18 protein-coding genes are annotated in these 18,944 nt (G+C 72.8%); 9 read left to right on the plus strand and 9 right to left on the minus strand.

Going from position 1 to position 18,944, the window contains the following annotated elements; translation table 11 throughout:
* Positions 1-33: 33 nt before the first annotated feature.
* Both ACFCZ1_RS35510 and ACFCZ1_RS35515 read right to left on the minus strand, forming a co-directional pair.
* On the minus strand, positions 34-765 hold the full coding sequence (locus ACFCZ1_RS35510; RefSeq protein ID WP_376682419.1) for a hypothetical protein: 732 nt from the start codon (positions 763-765) through the stop codon (positions 34-36).
* Complete coding sequence (locus ACFCZ1_RS35515) at positions 762-1,403, minus strand: sigma factor-like helix-turn-helix DNA-binding protein (protein WP_376682420.1); 642 nt, start codon at positions 1,401-1,403, stop codon at positions 762-764. Before ACFCZ1_RS35515 ends, ACFCZ1_RS35510 begins: the two co-directional genes overlap by 4 nt.
* A 418-nt stretch (positions 1,404-1,821) precedes the next feature.
* On the opposite strand from ACFCZ1_RS35515, the gene metG reads away from it, so the two are divergent.
* The gene (metG, locus tag ACFCZ1_RS35520) at positions 1,822-3,537 is read left to right on the plus strand and encodes a methionine--tRNA ligase (RefSeq protein WP_376682421.1); all 1,716 of its coding nucleotides are present in this window, start codon (positions 1,822-1,824) and stop codon (positions 3,535-3,537) included.
* Between the two features lie 131 nt (positions 3,538-3,668).
* Here metG and ACFCZ1_RS35525 read toward each other — a convergent pair whose 3' ends face one another.
* The gene (locus ACFCZ1_RS35525; protein WP_376682422.1) at positions 3,669-4,547 is read right to left on the minus strand and encodes an alpha/beta hydrolase; all 879 of its coding nucleotides are present in this window, start codon (positions 4,545-4,547) and stop codon (positions 3,669-3,671) included.
* A gap of 302 nt (positions 4,548-4,849) precedes the next feature.
* Between ACFCZ1_RS35525 and ACFCZ1_RS35530 the strand changes: the two genes are divergently transcribed.
* Both ACFCZ1_RS35530 and ACFCZ1_RS35535 read left to right on the plus strand, forming a co-directional pair.
* Positions 4,850-5,443, plus strand: a complete 594-nt coding sequence (locus ACFCZ1_RS35530) for a hypothetical protein (RefSeq protein ID WP_376682423.1) — start codon at positions 4,850-4,852, stop codon at positions 5,441-5,443.
* Positions 5,444-5,543: 100 nt separating this feature from the next.
* Complete coding sequence (locus ACFCZ1_RS35535) at positions 5,544-6,320, plus strand: hypothetical protein (RefSeq protein ID WP_376682424.1); 777 nt, start codon at positions 5,544-5,546, stop codon at positions 6,318-6,320.
* Here ACFCZ1_RS35535 and ACFCZ1_RS35540 read toward each other — a convergent pair.
* From ACFCZ1_RS35540 to ACFCZ1_RS35550, 3 genes are all read right to left on the minus strand, one after another.
* The gene (locus ACFCZ1_RS35540; RefSeq protein ID WP_376682425.1) at positions 6,317-7,528 is read right to left on the minus strand and encodes an MAB_1171c family putative transporter; all 1,212 of its coding nucleotides are present in this window, start codon (positions 7,526-7,528) and stop codon (positions 6,317-6,319) included. The two genes, ACFCZ1_RS35535 and ACFCZ1_RS35540, sit on opposite strands and share 4 nt — an antisense overlap.
* Positions 7,525-8,082: a toxin-antitoxin system, toxin component gene (locus ACFCZ1_RS35545; protein WP_328928674.1), complete on the minus strand. Its 558-nt coding sequence runs from the start codon at positions 8,080-8,082 to the stop codon at positions 7,525-7,527. The genes ACFCZ1_RS35540 and ACFCZ1_RS35545 overlap by 4 nt, the downstream gene beginning before the upstream one ends.
* Before the next feature lie 64 nt (positions 8,083-8,146).
* Entirely contained in the window at positions 8,147-8,815 is a 669-nt protein-coding gene (locus tag ACFCZ1_RS35550; RefSeq protein ID WP_362391283.1) for a helix-turn-helix transcriptional regulator, read from the minus strand.
* A gap of 230 nt (positions 8,816-9,045) precedes the next feature.
* Between ACFCZ1_RS35550 and ACFCZ1_RS35555 the strand changes: the two genes are divergently transcribed.
* From ACFCZ1_RS35555 to ACFCZ1_RS35570, 4 genes are all read left to right on the plus strand, one after another.
* Positions 9,046-10,032, plus strand: coding sequence for a helix-turn-helix domain-containing protein (locus ACFCZ1_RS35555; protein WP_376682426.1), 987 nt, complete (start codon positions 9,046-9,048; stop codon positions 10,030-10,032).
* 52 nt (positions 10,033-10,084) lie between these two features.
* On the plus strand, positions 10,085-11,440 hold the full coding sequence (locus ACFCZ1_RS35560) for a 6-phospho-beta-glucosidase (protein WP_376682427.1): 1,356 nt from the start codon (positions 10,085-10,087) through the stop codon (positions 11,438-11,440).
* Between the two features lie 73 nt (positions 11,441-11,513).
* Positions 11,514-13,568 (plus strand): MDR family MFS transporter, encoded by a 2,055-nt coding sequence (locus tag ACFCZ1_RS35565; protein WP_376682428.1) that lies wholly within the window; start codon positions 11,514-11,516, stop codon positions 13,566-13,568.
* Positions 13,569-13,812: 244 nt separating this feature from the next.
* Positions 13,813-14,076, plus strand: coding sequence for a hypothetical protein (locus ACFCZ1_RS35570; protein WP_376682451.1), 264 nt, complete (start codon positions 13,813-13,815; stop codon positions 14,074-14,076).
* Here the strand turns inward: ACFCZ1_RS35570 and ACFCZ1_RS35575 are convergent.
* A complete protein-coding gene (locus ACFCZ1_RS35575; RefSeq protein WP_376682429.1) occupies positions 14,046-14,534 on the minus strand; it encodes an NUDIX hydrolase in 489 nt (162 codons plus the stop codon). The genes ACFCZ1_RS35570 and ACFCZ1_RS35575 overlap by 31 nt on opposite strands.
* Positions 14,531-15,148 carry a helix-turn-helix domain-containing protein gene (locus ACFCZ1_RS35580; protein WP_376682430.1) on the minus strand — a complete coding sequence of 206 codons (618 nt, stop codon included), beginning with the start codon at positions 15,146-15,148 and terminating at the stop codon, positions 14,531-14,533. The genes ACFCZ1_RS35575 and ACFCZ1_RS35580 overlap by 4 nt, the downstream gene beginning before the upstream one ends.
* A gap of 66 nt (positions 15,149-15,214) precedes the next feature.
* Between ACFCZ1_RS35580 and ACFCZ1_RS35585 the strand changes: the two genes are divergently transcribed.
* Both ACFCZ1_RS35585 and ACFCZ1_RS35590 read left to right on the plus strand, forming a co-directional pair.
* Positions 15,215-16,231 (plus strand): NAD(P)/FAD-dependent oxidoreductase, encoded by a 1,017-nt coding sequence (locus ACFCZ1_RS35585; RefSeq protein ID WP_376682431.1) that lies wholly within the window; start codon positions 15,215-15,217, stop codon positions 16,229-16,231.
* Positions 16,232-16,407: 176 nt separating this feature from the next.
* Complete coding sequence (locus ACFCZ1_RS35590) at positions 16,408-17,901, plus strand: NAD(P)/FAD-dependent oxidoreductase (RefSeq protein WP_376682432.1); 1,494 nt, start codon at positions 16,408-16,410, stop codon at positions 17,899-17,901.
* Here ACFCZ1_RS35590 and ACFCZ1_RS35595 read toward each other — a convergent pair.
* Positions 17,859-18,932: an ATP-dependent DNA ligase gene (locus tag ACFCZ1_RS35595; RefSeq protein ID WP_376682433.1), complete on the minus strand. Its 1,074-nt coding sequence runs from the start codon at positions 18,930-18,932 to the stop codon at positions 17,859-17,861. The two genes, ACFCZ1_RS35590 and ACFCZ1_RS35595, sit on opposite strands and share 43 nt — an antisense overlap.
* Positions 18,933-18,944: the final 12 nt, after the last annotated feature.

Below are 18,944 nucleotides of genomic sequence, written 5' to 3' on the forward strand. Positions count from 1 at the left end.
GCTTTGTCTGGTGGGCTCGTAGTTTTTTATACGTCACCGCGCCGGGGGGCCGGCCGCGGCGCCGGCGACCGCGGCCGGGGGCTGCTGGAACGCGGCCAGCACTCCGGGCAGCCCGGGTCTGGGCAGCGGCACCGGGCCCAGGTCCGGATCGTCGAGCTGGTCGACGTACCGCAGGACGGCCGCCTGCGTGCACAGCCGTACCTCCCGCAGGTCCCGCCGGCCGCCGGGCCGGAAGCCGCGGCGGCCCAGTTCGCGCGCCCAGTGCCGGGCGTCGTGGTACTCGCCGCGCCGGGAGTGGTCGAGGAAGAGGCAGTACGCGGCCTGGGCCGTTCGCGGACCGGCCCCGCCCGCGGCGAACTGCCACCAGAACCGGGCGCCTTCGCGCAGCCCGGCCAGGTACAGCAGGCAGCCGAAGACGACCGCGCCGGCCAGGTCGGTGTGCCGGGAGGCGAGGAAGCAGACGAGCTGCGCCTCGGCCTGCGGAGCGCACACGGAGGCCAGGCAGGCGGCCTTGAGGTCGCGGCGGGCGCGTTCGGCGTCGAGCGGGCAGTCCCGTGCCGGGTCGCTCCAGCCGGACACCGACCGGCGCCGGGCGCGGTGGCCGGAGGCCGGTGGGGTCGGGGTGGCGCGCAGCAGCCGGGCCTCGGCCGCGCCCAGGTCGTAGTGCGGGTAGCGGTCGCGGACGCCCGCCCGGGCGAGGAACTCGGCCAGGGAGCGCCGGGTTGCGTCGCCCTCCTGCGGCTGCCGCCGTTCGTGGTGCCTCATGATTCGGCTGATTCGGCTGATTCGGCTGATTCGTCGGATCCGGCGGGCTCGGCGGGCCCGGCGGACCCGAGCGGGCCGGCGGAGGTGTCGAGGAGCCGGGCGAGGCGCCGGTGGGCCTGGCCGAGGTACGAGCGGACGGTGGCCTCGTCGACGCCCATCACGGAGGCGGCCTCGCCGGGGGAGCACTGGAGCCCGTACCGCAGCAGCACGGCGTCGCGCTGCCGTTCGGCGAGCCTGGACACGGCGGAGTAGAAGCGGATGGTGTCGGTCAGCACCTCGTACCGGTCGGCGTGGACGTCCTTGAGGGCGGCTTCGAAGGCGCTGATGTCCATCGGCCGGGGCCGCCGCTGCCAGGGGTGGCGCGGGCGCTGCCGCCAGTCGACCAGACAGTGCTTGAGCACCGTCCACGCGTAGGCGTCCAGGCGGTCCATGTGGAGCATCCGGAGCCACTCGCCCATGATCGAGTCGAAGGCGGCGTCCACCGCCTGCTCGGCCGCCGCGTCGGAACCCAGCTGCAGGTACGCGAAGCGCATGTAGGCGGGCCGCCGATTGGCGTGGAAGGCCCAGTACGACAGGCGTGCCGTCGGATTCCACTGGCTCATCGGCGTCGGCCGCCGGCGCCGGCTCGGAAGTCCCACGGCCCCACCGGACTCCTCCGGTCCGCCATCGCTCACCGTTCCACCTCATCCCCTGTGCGCGCCGTAGCAGGAAAGCAGGGAGGGGCGCATCCGGAGGGCGCAAAGAAGAAACCTGGGAACAATACGTCGGTGATGATCGGCGCGTGATCGATGTCGACCGCACGGGGGCCCAGCCGGCACCGAAATGCATATGCCCGCAGCGGGTACCGCCCGGGCGGCGGTCGGGTGCGCGGCCGACCGGCTGTAGCATGGCCCCGATCGCGAGGGCCGTGACGGAGAGGTCACTGCCCTCGCTTTTGCGTTACTCCCACCCATGAACAAATGCGGCGCGTGGCCTTTCGGCGGTTCGATACGATGAACCTCCTTCACAGTCCGTGACGTCACGTGGTACCGCACATATGAAATGGAGCATCCGAGGATGGCTCGACACCTGATCACCAGCGCGCTTCCGTACATCAACGGGATCAAGCACCTGGGCAACATGGTCGGGTCGATGCTTCCGGCGGATGTGTACTCCCGGTACCTCCGCCAGCGCGGCCACGACGTCCTCTACATCTGCGCCACCGACGAGCACGGCACCCCCGCCGAGCTCGCCGCCAAGGAGGCCGGGCTCTCGGTCGCCGAGTTCTGCGCGCAGGCCCACGACGCCCAGAAGGCGGTCTACGACGGCTTCGAGCTGTCCTTCGACTACTTCGGCCGCAGCTCCTCCGCGCAGAACCGCGAGATCACCCAGCACTTCGCGCGCCGCCTGCAGGAGAACGGCTTCATCGAGGAGCGCGCGATCCGGCAGGTGTACTCGCCGGTCGACGGCCGCTTCCTGCCGGACCGCTACGTCGAGGGCACCTGCCCGCACTGCGGCTACGACAAGGCCCGCGGCGACCAGTGCGAGAACTGCACCCGCGTCCTGGACCCCACGGACCTGATCGAGCCCCGCTCGGCCATCTCCGGCTCCACCGAGCTGGAGGTCCGCGAGACCAAGCACCTCTTCCTGCTGCAGTCCAAGCTCCAGCACGAGGTCGAGGCCTGGGTCGCGCAGCACGAGGAGGAGTGGCCGCAGCTGGCGTCCTCCATCGCCCGCAAGTGGCTGACCGAGGGCCTGCACGACCGCGCCATCACCCGTGACCTCGACTGGGGCGTCCCGGTGCCGGCCGACACGTGGCCCGAGCTGGCCGCCGAGGGCAAGGTCTTCTACGTCTGGTTCGACGCGCCGATCGAGTACATCGGCTCGACCAAGGAGTGGTCGGACCTGGACCCGGAGAACCGCGACTACAAGTCGTGGTGGTACGAGGCCGATGACGTCCGCTACACCCAGTTCATGGCCAAGGACAACGTCCCGTTCCACACGGTGATGTTCCCCGCCACCGAGCTGGCCACCCGCGAGCCGTGGAAGAAGGTCGACTACGTCAAGGCCTTCAACTGGCTGACGTACTACGGCGGCAAGTTCTCCACCTCGCAGAAGCGCGGCGTCTTCACCGACCAGGCCCTCGAGATCCTCCCGGCCGACTTCTGGCGCTACTTCCTGATCGCCAACGCGCCCGAGTCCGACGACTCGTCCTTCACGTGGGAGCACTTCCAGGCCACGGTCAACAAGGACCTCGGCGGTACCCTCGGCAACTTCGTCAACCGCGTGCTGACCTTCTCCCGCAAGCGCTTCGGCGACGAGGTCCCCGCGGGCAGCGCCGCCGGCGAGGTCGAGGCCAAGCTGGGCGAGCAGATCGCCGAGCTGCTGGCCGAGTACGAGGGCCACATGGAGGCGCTCCAGTACCGCAAGGCCGCGGCCGCACTGCGCGCCCTGTGGTCGGCCGGAAACGCCTACCTCGACGAGAAGGCCCCCTGGACGGAGGTCAAGACCGACTTGGAGGGCGCCGCGCTCACCCTGCGCACCGCGATGAACCTCATCCACCTCTACTCGGTGGTCTCCGAGCCGTTCATCCCGGCCTCGGCGCGCGCCATGCGCTCCGCGTTCGCGCTCGCCGACGACACCGCCGCGTGGGTCACCCCGGAGCAGGCGCGTTCCCTGGACGCCGTTGCGGCCGGCACCCCGTTCACCGTGCCGCCGGTGCTGTTCGCCCGGGTCACCGAGGAGGACCTGGAGTCCTACCGCGAGCGGTTCGGCGGTTCCCCCGAGGCGTGAGACGTGGCACGACCACTGCGTGAGGGGCGCGACCCTCCCCCGGCCACCGCCGGGAGGTACCCGGGGTCGCGCCCCTTTCGCATGCCCGCTCCTGTTCTCGCCGGAGCCGCACCGGCTGCGGGGCGCCGCGTTCAGCGGTAGGTGACGGTCCGCCGCACCAGGCAGTCCTCGAAGAAGCCGAGGCAGCGCAGGTGGTAGGACCGGGCCGCGTGGCCGAGGCTGATGTTGTGGCCCGCCCCCGGCTGCCGGTCGACGTGCACGCTCGGGGCGGCGGTGAGTCGCGATCTCAGCTCGGCGAGCGCGTCGCGGTCGTAGCGCCACCACGGCTCGTGCTCGGCGAACGTGAACCGCACGGGCACGCGGACGCGGCCCGCGGCGTCGCGGAAGACCTCGGGCCAGCGGGCGATGTCCGCCTGTTCCCGGGCCGGCACGGGGCCGACGATCGAGCCGCAGGTGGCGAAGGTGTTCGGCGGGTAGAGCCGCAGCGGACCCCAGCTGCGCCGGCCGCCCCGGGACGCGCCCTCGCCGGTGAAGGCGTCGGGCACGTAGCGGTGGCCGCAGCCGGAGATCTCCAGACCGAGGAGGCCGGGCGCGGCATGGTCGGCGGCGGTGAGCAGCGCGACCTTGCCGCCGAACGAGTGGGCGAGGAGGAAGAGGCCGGCCCCGGTCTGCTGCCGGGCGGCGAAGTCGCGCACCGCGGCGGCGAGGGTGGCTGCCTGCTCGGTGACGGACTGCCCTTCGGGCAGCGCGGCCGCGGACCGTCCGTAGCCGGGCCGGTCGACGGCCAGGACCGTGTACCCGAGCCGCGCTCCCAGGGTGAGTAAGGAGAGGTCGGGATGGGCCTGACCGTCGAAGTAGCCGGAGTTCATGCCCGCCCCGTGCACCGCGACCACCGTGGCCCGCGGCGCGCCGCCAGGCGGTTCGCAGAGCAGCGCGGACAGGGGAGTGCCGGCGGCGTCCAGGGTGATCCGGCGCACGCCCCGCGACAGCTCGGCGGGCGCGGTGCTCATGCCGGGCCCGCCGTGTCGAGGCGGCGGGTGTCGAGGGCGGTCGGCCCGGCGCCGACGTTGATGACGTCCGTGTCCACGGGTTCATCCTCCGCTCCGATTGTCATATGCGCGGAGTGACGCGCCGGAGCGCCGCGGCGGAGCGGATGGGGCGCGGCGTCCCGCTCGGTCGCGGGCCGGGCGGCCGATGGCCTGAAGTCACCCCCCGGTCATGGATCTTGACCTGTCTGCCGCGTATCGAAGCCGCGCCCTGATCGTTTCTTCAGCCGTAACCCTCATATGTGCTGCGGAATCGGGAGGACACGGTGACCGCATGGCAGTACCTCGCCGGGGCGGGCCTGGTGGCGGCGCTCAGCCCGCTGCACGGCCACGTGGCGGTCGCGGGCGACGGCAACGGCCGCGGTGCCCGGGTCGACGTGTGCGTGCCCGCAGGGCAGCCGGGCCGGCCCGTGTTCCGGCCACCCTCGGTGGGGCCGGGTGCGCACGGGACGGCCCGGCCCACCGTGCACCACCCGGGGCGGTCGCCCGAGCCGCCCGCCGCCGAGCCGCCCGCCGCCGAGCCGCCCGCCGCCGGGCCGCCCGAGCGGGCGCGGCCGGAGCCGCCGGGTCCCGAGGGGCCCGCGCAAGAGGCCCGGGCCGGGGGGACGGAGCCGTCGGTGCCCGCGCCGGCCGCCGGGCCGGTGACCGGTCCGGATCCGGCGGTCGACCCCGCCCCGCCCCGGCCCGGGGCGGCTGCCGCCGCGCCCGTGAGCGCCTTCCACGTGCGCCCGTACCGATCGGTGGCCCTGGAGCGGCGCGGGCCGGGCGGGATGTCCACCGTGATGCTCATGGTCGTGGTCACCACGCCGGCCGTACTCGCCGCCGCCGCCCTGCGGCCGCGTTCCAAGAGCCGCGGCTGACCGCCGCCGCACGTCCGCCCACCGCACCCCCGACGATCCACCCGCCCACGCATCCACCCGCCCACGCATCCACCCGACGATCCACAAGGGGAGAATCCTCGTGTCCGAATGGCTGGTCCTGGCCATTGCCATGGCGCTCGTCTGCGCCCTCGTCCTCGCCATCACCGCGATCCGGCACCGCCGGGTCGCCGATGACGAGGACACCAGCGAAACCCCCGACGTCATCGAGTACATGACGATGATGGTGGGCGTGGTCTACGCGATCGTGCTGGGCCTGGCCATCGCCGGCGTCTGGGAGGCGCGCGGCGCCGCCGAGGACAGCGTGCGCCGGGAGGCCCAGGCGCTGTACGAGGTCACCCAGCGCGCCGACGTCTACCCCGCCGCCGTCCGCGACCGGATCCGCGGCGAGGTGAACGCGTACGTCTCCCACACGGTCGCGGTGGACTGGCCGCTGCTGACCTCCGGGGAGGGCGCGTCGGCCGAGGGCGCCCAACTGCTCGGCAAGCTGCGCAGCGACGTCACCCACCAGAGCCCGGCGAACGAGCTGCAGGCGCAGGCCTACCAGCCGCTGCTGGACCACATCGCCGCCGCCGACGACGCCCGGCACTCGCGGACGCAGAGCTCCGAGTCCACGCTGCCGGGCGTGGTGTGGTTCGGGCTGCTCGTGGGCGGGGTGGTCACGGTGGGGCTGATCTTCACCCTGCAGATCCGCCGGTCCGGCCGGGAGCTGCTGCTGGCCGGGCTGTTCAGCGCGCTGATCGTGTTCCTGCTGTTCATGGTCTGGAGCTTCGACGCGCCCTTCGGCCGGGACGGCAACGACTCCGCGGGGCCCTTCCAGGACCTCTTCCCGGCGACGGCGGTGGCCGCCGCACGCTAGAACTGCGCGGATCCGGATCCGGATCCGGACGGCGGTCCGGACAGCGCGGTCCGCTCCCGGACCTCCCGCACCACCGGCGAATGCCGCAGGGCGTGGGAGATCCGCAGCAGGTCGCGGGGCCCGTCGGCGGTGTCGAGTACGGTCTCCTCGCCCTCGCCGATGACCTTGCCCTCGGGGTCCGCCGAGCGGGCCCGCACGGCGGCCGCGACCATGGCGGCGTCGGCCACGGCGCGGGCGGCCGGCTCGTCGGCCCCCTCCGCGACGGCGCGCTCGTAGGCGCCGTCGCGCAGGCTCCGGTCGAAGTACGGGCCGAGGTGCAGGAATCCGTCGTGGATGTCGGACTCCCGCTGGATCACGCGCAGCTCGGCTGCGGACCACCAGGCCATCTGCACGGACGGGGTGCCGGCCGGAGCGGAGATCTGCACCTCCTGCCAGAGCGAGCCGAGCTTCCGGTACGTCGTCCAGGTCTCCCAGTTGTCCGACAGGCGCTGGCAGACGAGGGGGAGCACGAAGCCGATCGCGCTGATCAGCGCGCCGACGGAGGCCAGCGGCGGGGCGACGAGCGTACTGAGGAAGTCCAGGTCGTGGCCGGTCCAGCGGGCGACGACGGCGGAGATCTTGGTGGCGTCGTAGCTGAGGTTGAACATGTAACCGACGACGATGATCATCAGACCGACCCGCAGCCAGCCGCGCACCTGGAGCGACCAGCGCCAGCACATGGCCACCATCACCACCGCGGCCACGTTGTGCGCCACCAGGTAGAGGGCGATCATCTCGCGGATGTACGGCGTGTTCGCGTAGTGGGTGTCCAGGTCGCGAAGCCGTTCGACCGGGGCGTCCCCCAGGGCGAAGAGCACGATCAGGGCCACGATCACCACGCTGTAGCCGAGGATCCAGCGCTGCGAGACGCGGCGGGTCTCCTCCGCCGGGCCGCCGCGCCAGTTGACCACCAGGACCAGGCAGGAGGCGCTGAACGCGGTGATCAGGCAGTACACCAGCGGAGCCGAGATGTTGGGGACCCCGGTCCAGCGGTTGACCGCCGCGATGGTGGGCGGGGCGGCGAAGGCGAAGACGGCTCCCGCCAGCATCAGCAGCGCGCAGACCGAACGCAGCAGTGGATCACGCCAGTTGTGGCGCAGGGCCGGCAGCTTGAAGGCGAGGGAGACCGCCATCGCCGCTGCCGGTATGTAGTAGTCCTGGCCGTTCAACGATCGTTCCTGTGCCCCCGGTAGCCCAGCGCGGCCTCGATCCGGCCCGCCAAATGGTCGCGCTGTGCCGGAGCCCGGTGGCTCGCCGACCCGGCGAGCCAGGTCCGGCACCGGCTTCCCAGCAGTAAACCGAAGGTCTCGGCCTCTGTCTCCTCCCGTACGTCGGCACGCGTGCGCGCGGCGACCCGGCGGACGGTCTCGCCGATGTCGGCCTCGTCGGACAGCAGCCGGGCGGCGACGGCGGCGCCGTCGACGTGGTGGCTGCAGTGACCGGCCTTCATGTGCCACAACTCGTGGCCCAGGATCACCAGCTGGTGGTCGGGTGCGGTGCGCTCCTCGATGACCACGAGATCGCGGTCCGCCATGTCGAGCCACAGGCCGCTGGCCGTCCCCGGCGGGAACGAGGCCATCCGGAAGTCCACCCGGCGGCCGCGGTGTCTGCTCATGCCCTCGCAGAGGGCGGCGTAGAGGTCCACGGGCTCCACGGGGGCGGTCAGCCGGATCCCGGCCACCAGCTCCCCGCACAACCGCCGCTGCTCTCTGCCTATGCTCACCGTTCTCCCCGTCGGCGTGGATCCGGATCAGGACTCAAGGATCAGACCCAGACTTTCGACTGGGTCAGGATTCGTTCGGTTTCACGCTCTCGAGAAGCATGTCCAGCCATTCGGTCACCTTGTCCCGGTGCTTGTCGCTGGGCAGTTGGGCGGCCCGCCAGGCGATGCCCCGTACGCCGTGGTTCTGGAGGAGTCTTGCCAGCGGATCCCCGGCCGAAGCGGCCGCGGCCGGTACGGTTTCCCGCGCCCGGCCCGCGAAGTCCTGGAGCAGCTGCTGCTCGGTCCGCTGGAGCGCGTCGGTGAGGGCGTCGGCGTCGTGGGCGGTGAGGAATCCGGCGTGCACCCCGAAGAAGCGCTGGATCGCGTCGCAATGCTCCATGGTGGGGCGGCGGTCGCCGTTGATCAGGGCGCCTGCCTGCTGCCGGGACATGCCCGCGCCGTCCGCGATCTCCTGCTGCGTGTAGCGGCGGCCGTTGGGTTTGACCCGGGTGCGCCGGAGCAGGTCGAGGCGCTGGAGGAAGCGGGTCTGCAGATCGGGTTCGCCGGCGGGCCTGCCGTCGAGCAGGGTCCTGACCACGTCCGTGGGCACGCCGGAGGCCTCGGACAGGCGTCGCAGGTCGAAGACCTGGTTCAGGTCGCGGCCCATTTTGCCCGCGAGTTCGGCGACGCGAGTGACGGTGGCGGCCAGGGGTGCGTGGGCCACCGCGACGGGAGCCGGGAAGCCGTCTGTCACCAGTGGTTCTCCTAGATCGCGCGAAGTCGGTTCGGGCAGCGCCCGGGCACATGGTCGGCTTCTGGAATCTAGCCGTTCCGGCCGCGAAGGGCTAGAACGTGCCACAGCTGTGGCGGGAATGAGCTGTCAAGAGGCTGGAATTGCCACAATAGTTGACACTCGAATGAAGTCGGTAGCAGGATCGCCACACGGAAATTGAAGATCCAGACCGTGAGGAGGGGGAGCTCTCGGTGCCACATCTCGCAGCGGTGGGCCCGTCCGATGGCCTCGCCCGAGCCGGTGAGGAGCGCCTGGCGGGCGATGAGTCCGCACGCGGCGCCGTGCGGTCGGAGCGACGCAAGGAGATTTTGCGCCAGCGCCGCGAGGAGCTGGGGCTGAGCCAGGAGGATGTCGCCGCCCGGCTGGGCATCAGCGTGCGTGCGTACGGAAACTGGGAACGCGGCCTCGTCAAGGAGTGGACGGACCGCAAACTGCTCGCCCTCTCGCAGGCGTTGGAAATGAGCGAGCGGCAGTGTTTCTGGCTGTTCCGCGTCATGGTCGACCGCGACCCGCCGCCCACGTGGCGGGCCGCCGAGGAGAACCGGCTGCCGCAGGACCCCGCGCAGCGCGACTACCTGCGCGACTACGCGGCCCTCATGGAATCCGCGCCCTACCCGAGCTTCCTGGTGGACCACCGCTGGGACGTAGCGCTCACCAATTCGGCCTTCGACCAGCTCTTCCAGTCCGTCCGGCCGCATCCGACGGCTCTGCCGGACGACAACTTCCTGCGCTTCGTGCTGTTCCACCCGGACGCGGCGGGCGTGCTGGAGGACCACGAACCTGCCTGGTGCGTACCGCTGCTGGCCCAGTTCGCCACCGCGCTCGCCGCGGCCCCGGAGGACGAGGGACTGCGCAGCATCCGCCAGGAGGTGGCCCGCGACCCGTTCATGGAAGCGGCCTACCGGTACGGGGTTCCGCACTGGCTGAGCCTGCGCGGAGCCGAGGCCGCCGAACAGGACGGGGCGGTACGGACCGTGCGCCACCCCGACCCGCGTCGGGGGCTGGTGCGCTGCCGCATGGTGGCCGAGACCAGCCGGATGCTGGACGCGATGGGGCTGACCCGGATCACCCTGATCCTCTCCGGCCCGCAGGGCGGGCCCGCGGGTCCCGTCCGGGGCGCCGGGCCCGGCCGGCCGCAGGGGGCCAGACTGCGCGCCGTGCCGTCGCCGGCGCAGTGAGCGGCCGGGGGAGACTGGTTCCCTGACTCCACGGACGAAGGGCGGTAAGGGCGTGCGGCTGACGATCCTCGGCGGGGGCGGTTTCCGGGTGCCCCTGGTGTACGGAGCACTGCTCGCGGACCGTGCCGAGGGCCGGGTCACCCACGTCACGCTGTACGACGAGGACGCCGGACGGCTCGCCGCCATGACCCGGGTGCTCGCGGACCAGGCGGCCGCCGCCGGAGTGCCGGACGCCCCGGCCGTCACTGCCACCGGGGACCTCGACGAGGCCCTGCGCGGCGCCGGCTTCGTCTTCTCAGCCATCCGTGTCGGAGGGCTGGAGGGGCGGGCCGCCGACGAGCGGATCGCCCTGGCCGAAGGGGTGCTCGGCCAGGAGACCGTGGGCGCCGGCGGGATCGCGTACGGCCTGCGGACCGTGCCGGTGGCCCGCGAGCTCGCGCGCAGGATCGCCCGCAGCGCCCCGGAGGCCTGGGTCATCAACTTCACCAACCCGGCCGGGCTGGTCACGGAGGCGATGGCCGAGGAACTCGGCGAGCGGGTGATCGGCATCTGCGATTCCCCCGTGGGACTCGGCCGGCGCATCGCCCGGCTGCTGGGGGCCGGGCCGCAGGACGCGTGGATCGACTACGTGGGCCTCAACCACCTGGGCTGGGTGCGCGGGCTGCGCGTCGGCGGCCGCGACGAACTGCCCCGGCTGCTGGCCGACACCGAGGCGCTGGAGTCCTTCGAGGAGGGGCGCCTCTTCGGGGCCGACTGGCTGCGCTCGCTCGGCGCGATCCCGAACGAGTACCTGCACTACTACTACTTCAACCGTGACACCGTACGGGCCTACCAGGAGGCCGGGCAGACGCGCGGAGCCTTCCTGCGCGACCAGCAGCGCGGTTTCTACGCCGAGGCCGGCCGCTCCGGGCAGCCGGCCGGGGCGGCGCTGGCCGCCTGGGACCGGACCCGGGCCGAGCGCGAGGCCACGTACATGGCCGAAAACCGCGAGGCGGCGGGCGTCGGGGAACGCGACGAGAGCGACCTGGAGTCGGGCGGCTACGAGCAGGTCGCGCTCGCGCTGATGCGGGCCATCGCCCGGGACGAGCGGGCCACGCTGATCCTCAACGTCCGCAACGGCTCCACGCTGTCGGTCCTCGACGCCGACGCGGTCATCGAGGTGCCCTGCCTCGTCGACGCGAACGGCGCCCATCCGGTGGGCGTCGACCCGCTGCCGCTGCACGCGGTGGGGCTGGTGACGGCGGTCAAGGCCGTCGAGCGGGAGGTCCTGGCGGCCGCCGCGAGCGGCTCGCGGGCGGCCGCGGTGAAGGCCTTCGCCCTGCACCCGCTGGTGGACTCGGTGGGGGTGGCGCGGCGGCTGCTCGACGGGTACGCGGCGGAGCACCCCGGGCTGGCCTACCTGCGCTGACCTCCGGCGCGCGGTTCCTCCGTACGGCTCAGCGCCGCATGCGGCGCGGCGGGGGCGCTGTGACAGTGCGAAGGTGACCACTGTCCCCGTCGTAGCCGCCGCGCCCCCCGTGCTCGACCGGCGGCGGCGCAACGTCGTCTTCGGCACGATCATGCTGGGCGTGCTGCTCGCGGCACTCGACCAGACGATCGTGGGGACCGCCCTGCCCACGATCGTGGCGGACCTGGGCGGCGGGGACCACATGGCGTGGGTGGTCACCTCCTACCTGCTCACGGAGACCGTGGCGACGGTGCTGGTGGGCAAGTTCGGCGATCTCTTCGGCCGGAAACTGATCTTCCAGATCTCCGCCGTCGTCTTCATCAGCGGCTCCTTCCTGTGCGGCCTGTCGAGCAACATGACCTTCCTCATCGTGTGGCGCGGCGTCCAGGGCATCGGGGCCGGCGGCCTGATGGTCACCGCGATGGCGCTGATCGCCGATGTGGTGCCCCTGCGCGAACGCGGCAAGTACCAGGGCATGATCGGCGCCGTCTTCGGCGTCGCCACCGTGATCGGCCCGCTGCTCGGCGGGTTCTTCACCGACCAGCTGAGCTGGCGGTGGTGCTTCTACGTCAACGTTCCGATCGCGATCCTCGTCGTCGTCGCGGCCGCCCGGACGATCCCGGCGCTGCGGGCAGGGGGCAAGCCGGTCATCGACTACCTGGGCATCACCCTGGTCGCGATCGGCGCGAGCGCGCTGATCCTGGCCACCAGCTGGGGCGGGAACGAGTACGCCTGGACCTCACCGGTGATCATCGGCCTGTTCGCGGGCGGTGCGCTCGCGCTGGCCCTGTTCTGTGTGGCCGAGACACGCGCCGCGGAGCCGATGCTGCCGATGCGGCTCTTCCGCAATCCGGTCTTCTCGGTGTGCTCCGTGCTGAGCTTCATCGTCGGGTTCGCGATGCTCGGCGCGCTGACGTTCCTGCCGACCTACCTCCAGTACGTCGACGGGGACTCGGCCACCGTCTCGGGCGTCCGGACCCTGCCCATGGTCTTCGGGCTGCTGCTCGCCTCCGTGTTCAGCGGCACCGTCACCAGCAGGACCGGCCAGTACCGGATCTTCCCGATCGTGGGCAATGCGGTCATGGGCGTCGGCCTGTACCTGCTGTCGCGGATGCAGCCGGGGACCAGCAGCCTGCTGGAGTCGCTGTACATGTTCGTACTCGGTACGGGCATCGGCCTGTCCATGCAGGTCCTCACGATCGCGGTGCAGAACACCGTCGACTACGCGGACCTGGGCACGGCCACCTCCGGGGTCACCTTCTTCCGTACGCTCGGCAGCGCCTTCGGGGCGGCGGTCTTCGGAACGATCTACGCGAACACCCTGGGGCCCGAACTGGAGGCGGCGGTCGCGCAGGCGGCGCGGCTCACCGGAGAGGACCCGGCGCGGCTGGCCGAGGCCGCGTCCAGCCCGCAGGGGGTGCACGGGCTCGACCCCGCGGCCGCGGGTCCGGTGATCGACGCGTACGCGCTGGCCCTGCACACGGTGTTCCTGTGGACGGTGCCGGTGGCGGTGGTGGGCTTCGTCGTGGCGCTCTTCCTCAAGCAGGTGCGGCTGCGCGACACGGCCCGCGCCGGGTCCACGGACATGGGGGACGGCTTCGCCTCGCCGGCCACGGCCTCGGGGGATTCGGCCAAACTGCTGGAGCTGGCGGTCGGCAAGCTCGTCCGGACCATGGGCCCGAAGACGGCGCGCGCGATCGTCGAGAACTCCGACACCCGGCTGGACATCGCGGGCGCGTGGGCGGTGATGCAGGTGGACATGATGACCCGGACCGTGGGCCACGCCGGCCTCGGCCTGATCGCGGGGCGCCGCTCCGTGCCGCCCGAGGTACTGCTCCCCGTTTTCGACCGGATGGTGGACGAGGGGTTCCTCGGCCGCGAGGACAGCTTCTTCACGCTCACCCCGGCCGGGCAGCGGGAGGCCCAGGTCATCTCGGCGGCATGGGCGCAGTGGCTCGGCAACGAGCTGGAGAAGGACCGGGGGCGGCCGCGGAGCGCCGAACTGCGGGTGGCGGCGGACGCGATCGCGAAGCGGCTGCTGGCGGAGGACCTGCGCGAGGGCAATTTCGCCCCGAAGACGGTGGCGTAGGGGCGTGCGGACGTGGCGTCAGGTCATTCGTACGACGGACGCGGTGCGGCAGACGGCCGAGGAAGGGCGGGCCGCCGAGGGGTCGCGGGACATGTCTGCGCCGAGACAGTTCCCCGGAACCGGAGGCTCTGCATGGCTCGACTCGTCACGGTCGGCGTCATCACGGCTGCGCTGATGACACCGGGACCACCGCCGGCCGACGCCCGCGCAGCCCGGACCACGTGCTTCGGCACCCCCCGCCACCCTGACCGGAACGCCCGGCGACGAGGTCATCGTCGGATCGCCGGGCGGCGACGTCGTCAACGGCAACGGCGGGAACGACCTCGTCTGCGGCCTATCGCGGCAGGACCCGGCGACGACGTCCTCGACGGCGGGCCGGACACCGACACCTGCGACGGCGAGGTGGGCACGGCCGACGTCGCGACGCGGTGCGAGTCGCGCGCCGGCATTCCGTAGCGGACGGCGGGGCGTTCCGCTCTACAGAACGCTTCCGGTCGCGGTCGGATAGTCGTACGAAGGCACGTGGGGCAGGGCCGTGAGGTCCGGGCGCCAGGTGCGCAGCACGGCCGCCGACGGGGCGTAGAGGGCTCCGGGGATCTCGGCCGGGGCGAACCACTCCCAGCGGGCGATCTTGTGGGGCTCGGTGACGGCGGGGACCCCGACGGCCGCCGTGGTCACCGCGGCGGCCGTCAGCCGGGTGATGCCGGACGTCGCGTCGATCTGGACGCCGAGCACCCGGACCGCCTCGGGGTCCGCCCGCAGATCCGTTTCCTCGGCCAGTTCCCGGGCGGCGGCCTGCTCGAAGCCCTCTCCGGGGTCGACCTTGCCGCCGGGCAGCTCCCAGCGGCCGTCGTGTGCCTGGCCGAGCAGGACCCGGCCGTCCGGGCCGACCACGACCAAGCCGACGCCGACGACGGCGTTGGGCTGGGGGACGGCTCGTTCGGGGCGTTCGCCGGTGGTGCTCATGTGCGTCCTTCCGATGGGGTGGAGGGTCTGGCGCGGACGTGGATCCGCTCGCCCTGCGGGCCGAAGAGGCTGAGGAACTCCGCCGCCTGCGGACCCGGGTTGAAGAAGGCGTGCGGGGTGCGCGTGTCGAACTCGGCGGCCTCGCCGGGGCCGAGGACGAGATCGTGCTCGCCGAGCAGCAGCCGGACGCGCCCGGACAGCACGTACAGCCACTCGTAGCCCTCGTGGACTCGGAGTTCCGGCAGCGGCGGGGTGCCCTCGACGGGCGGGAGGATCTGCTTGAAGGCGTGCACCCCGCCGAAATTGCGGGTCAGCGGCACGAAGGTGTGGCCGTGCCGGACGAAGGGGCGCGGGCGGATCCTCGGGTCCCCGGTGTCGGGCGCGCCGACCAGTTCGTCGAGCGCCACCCGGTGGGCCTTGGCCAGCGGGAGCAGTAGTTCCAGCGTCGGCCTGCGCTGGCCGGATTCCAGCCGGGAGAGGGTGGAGAGCGATATTCCGGTGGTCTCGCTGAGCTGGGCCAGCGTGGTGCCGCGCCGGCGGCGCAGGGCGCGCAGGCGTGGTCCCACGGCCGTCAGCACACCCGCGAGTTCCTCGTCCTGCTCTTCGGTGGCCATGAACCCATTTGCCGCTTCGGCAAGAACATTTGTCAAGCGCGGGGCGGCGGGCGGACCCTCGCAGACATGGACAACGCAAGCGATGCAGGAGATGCAGGAGATGCAGGAGATGCGAGGCACCCGGGGGACACCTCGTACGACGTGGTGGTCGTCGGCGGTGGGGCGGCCGGGCTCGCCGGGGCGCTGACCCTGGCCCGGGCCCGCCGCTCGGTGCTGGTGATCGATTCCGGCAGCCCGCGCAACGCACCCGCCGCGCACGTGCACGGCTACCTCGGCCACGACGGAGCGCGACCGGCCGAACTCTCGGCCAAAGGGCGGGCGGAGGTGACGGGCTACGGCGGCCGGATCCGGCCGGGCACGGTCGTCGCCGCCGACCGGCTGCCCGACGGGGGTTTCCTGGTCCGCTGCGCGGACGGCTCGACCGTCCGGGCACGCCGGCTGCTGGTCGCCACCGGGCTGGTGGACGAGCTGCCCGCCGTGCCGGGGCTCCGGGCGCGCTGGGGGCGGGACGTGCTGCACTGCCCGTACTGCCACGGCTGGGAGGTCCGCGACCGGCCGGTCGCGGTGCTGGCCGACGGCCCCCTCGCCGTGCACCAGGCCGGGCTGTGGCGGCAGTGGAGCGGGCGGACCACCCTGCTGTCGCACACCTGGAAGCTCACCGCCGAGGACCGTGAGCTGCTGGCCGCCCGGGGTGTCGAGGTCGTCGGCGGCGAGGTGACCGGTCTCCTCGTCGAAGAGGACCGGCTGACCGGGGTCACCCTGGCCGACGGAGGCGTGCAGGGCTGCCTGGCGCTCGTGGTGGCGCCCCGCTTCACCGCCCGCTCCGGCGTTCTGACCGGGCTGGGCCTGCCGGTGACCTCCCTGGAGCGGGACGGCCACGTCATCGGCACCTGCGTCGATTCCGACCCGGTGACCGGTGCCACCGCCCTCCGGGGCGTGTGGGCGGCGGGCAATGTCACCGCTCCGATGGAGCAGGTCGCGGGCGCGGCCGTGTCCGGGGTCCGCGCGGCCGTCGCCGTCAACGCCGACCTGATCGAGGAGGAGACCCGGCAGGCGGTCGAGGCCCGTCGCCGGAGCACGTGAACCGCATGGCCGTGACATGCGGGTGGCGGTGGGGTGGCGGTGGGGTGGGGCTGAACCGGTGGCGCGGGCCCCGAACCGCCGGCCATCGGACGTCTGTACGGGTTTCGGCCAGGTTCCGTCCGCGCAGGCTCTGGGCGGTCTGATCGTCATACCGTTCAGCGGCTCAGGGGGGCGCAATGGCACACGTACTGGTCATAGGCGGAGGTGTCGGAGGGGCTGCCACCGCCCTGCTCGCGGCGCGCCGAGGGCACACGGCCGAACTGTTCGAGCGCGACACGCGGGCTCCGGGCACCGCGCTCGATCGCGACTTCTTCGGCTGGCGGCGGCCGACCGTACCGCAGGCGACGCAGCCGCACGCCCTGCTGGGCGCCGCGCGCAACGTCCTGCGGGACGAGCTGCCCGACGTCCACCAGGAGATGCTCCGGCTCGGCGCCCGCGAGCGGCACGAGCTGGACTGGTTCGACGTACGGCCGCCCGCGCGCCCCGGCGACGAGGACCTGGTCATGCTCCAGGCCCGGCGCATCGTCCTGGAGAGCGCGCTGGCCACCGCCCTGCGCGCCGAACCGGGTGTCGTCGCGCGGTACGGGGAACCGGTCACCGGGTTGCTCACGGAGCCGGGGATCCGGGTGACGGGAGTGACCACGGTGGTCGGGAGTTACGAGGGGGACCTCGTCGTGGACGCGGGCGGCCGGCGCGGCGGCGCCGAGCGCTGGCTGGCCGCGGCGGGGTGCCGCCCACCGGTCGTGGAACGCCACCGCACGGGCCTCGCGTACTTCTGCCGCTGGTACCGCCTGCCCGAGGGCATGGAGGAGGGGCCGCGTCGGCCCTGGGCGGTGACGGGCGGCGCCTTCGCCGGGTGCGCTGTCTTCCCCGCCGACAACCGGCTCTTCGCCGTGACGCTGTTCGTGCACACCGCCGACACCACGCGTTCGGCGCTGCGCGACACCGCCGTCTTCGAGGCCGCCGCCCGTACCTTCCCGCCCGGCGCGGCCTGGCTGGCCCTGGGCGCCGAGCCGCTGTCGGAGGTACTGGCCACCGCGAGCCTGGACAACCGGTGGAGCGCCCTCGCCGACGAGCGGGGCCCGGTGGTGAGCGGGCTGGTGCCCGTCGGGGACGCGATCACGCACACCAACCCCACCCTCGGACAGGGCACCTCGCTCGCGCTGTGGGCCGCGCGCCGGGTCGCCCGCACGGCGCACCAGGACCCGGGATCCGAGGCGTTCGCCGCCGGCCACCACGCCTGGGCGGTGCGCACGCTGAAGCCGTGGTTCGACTTCCAGGTGGCCGCCGACGAGGCCATCGGGGAGCGGTTCGCGACCCGGTCCGGGCGTACGGGGACGGCCCGCGAGGTGGCCGCGCTGTTCGAATGCGCGCTGGAGGACCCGGAGGTGATGCGGGCCCGGGCCAGGGTCCGGCACCTGGCCGATCCGCCGGAGCGGGCGTACGCGGATCCGCAGATCCGGGCGCGGGTGGCGCGCTGGCTGGCCGCGCGCCCGCAGTACGCGCCGAACGCGGTGGGGCCGGACCGGGCGGAGTGGGAGAAGCTGACCTCGGGTGAGGAGCGGGAGAAGCCGACCCCGGGTGAGCAGGGCGGCCCGGGACGGGTCGGGTGGGACGGGTGGCCCGGTCAGTCGCCCGGCGGCGGGCCGAGCACCTCGGCGAGGTCGTAGCGGACCACTTCCTCCAGTTGGGCGTAAGTGCAGCTCTCCGGCGCCCGGTCGGGCCGCCAGCGGCCGAACTGGGCCGTGTGCCGGAACCGGTCGCCCTCCATGTGGTCGTACTTCACCTCGATGACCCGCTCGGGGCGCAGCGGCACCCAGGACAGGTCCTTCTTCCCGGTCCAGCGGCTCGTCGCGCCGGGCAGCCGGGCGCTCTCGTGGGCGGACTCCTCGGCCCAGGCGGCCCACGGGTGCCCCCCGGGGTCCGGCATGCGCAGCGGTTCGAGCTCCTCGACGAGTTCGGCGCGGCGCTTCATGGGGAAGGCGGCGCACACGCCGACGTGCTGGAGCGCGCCCTGGCCGTCGTACAGGCCGAGCAGCAGCGATCCGATGATCGGACCGCTCTTGTGGAAACGGAAACCCGCGAGGACGACGTCGGCCGTACGCTCGTGTTTGATCTTGTACATGAGGCGCGCGTCGGGCCGGTAGGGGAGATCGAGGGGCTTGGCGACCACCCCGTCGAGCCCGGCGCCCTCGAACCGCTCGAACCACTCCTGCGCGAGGGCGGGGTCGGTGGTCGCGGGCGCGAGGTGGACGGGGGGCCGGGCGGTGGAGAGGGAGCGGGCGAGGGCGCGGCGGCGCTCGGCGAGCGGGGTGTCGAGGAGCGCCTCGTCCCCGAGTGCGAGCAGATCGAAGGCGACGAAGCTGGCGGGGGTCGTCTCCGCGAGCAGTTTCACGCGCGAGGCCGCGGGGTGGATCCGTTCGGTCAGCCGGTCGAAGTCGAGGCGTCCGCCATGGGCGATCACGATCTCGCCGTCCATGACGCAGCGCGGGGGCAGGTTCTCCTTCAGGGCGGCGACCAGTTCGGGAAAGTACCGGTTCAGGGGCTTGCCCGTGCGGCTGCCGATCTCGATCTCGTCGCCGTCGCGGTGCACGATGGCGCGGAAGCCGTCCCACTTGGCCTCGTACTGCATGCCGGGCGGGATCCTGGCCACGGACTTGGCGAGCATCGGCTTCACGGGCGGCATCACCGGCAGATCCATGCCTTCGATTCT

Origin of the sequence: Streptomyces sp. NPDC056224 (assembly GCF_042267665.1) — a bacterium.
Lineage (GTDB): Bacteria > Actinomycetota > Actinomycetes > Streptomycetales > Streptomycetaceae > Streptomyces.

Bases quoted from the DNA above. Each gene is read 5' to 3' on its own strand.
- ACFCZ1_RS35590 (WP_376682432.1), top strand. From the start codon at position 16,408: ATGGCACACGTACTGGTCATAGGCGGAGGTGTCGGAGGGGCTGCCACC.
- ACFCZ1_RS35585 (WP_376682431.1), top strand. From the start codon at position 15,215: ATGGACAACGCAAGCGATGCAGGAGATGCAGGAGATGCAGGAGATGCG.
- ACFCZ1_RS35510 (WP_376682419.1), bottom strand. From the start codon at position 765: ATGAGGCACCACGAACGGCGGCAGCCGCAGGAGGGCGACGCAACCCGG.
- ACFCZ1_RS35575 (WP_376682429.1), bottom strand. From the start codon at position 14,534: ATGAGCACCACCGGCGAACGCCCCGAACGAGCCGTCCCCCAGCCCAAC.
- ACFCZ1_RS35595 (WP_376682433.1), bottom strand. From the start codon at position 18,932: ATGGATCTGCCGGTGATGCCGCCCGTGAAGCCGATGCTCGCCAAGTCC.
- ACFCZ1_RS35580 (WP_376682430.1), bottom strand. From the start codon at position 15,148: ATGGCCACCGAAGAGCAGGACGAGGAACTCGCGGGTGTGCTGACGGCC.
- ACFCZ1_RS35525 (WP_376682422.1), bottom strand. From the start codon at position 4,547: ATGAGCACCGCGCCCGCCGAGCTGTCGCGGGGCGTGCGCCGGATCACC.
- metG (WP_376682421.1), top strand. From the start codon at position 1,822: ATGGCTCGACACCTGATCACCAGCGCGCTTCCGTACATCAACGGGATC.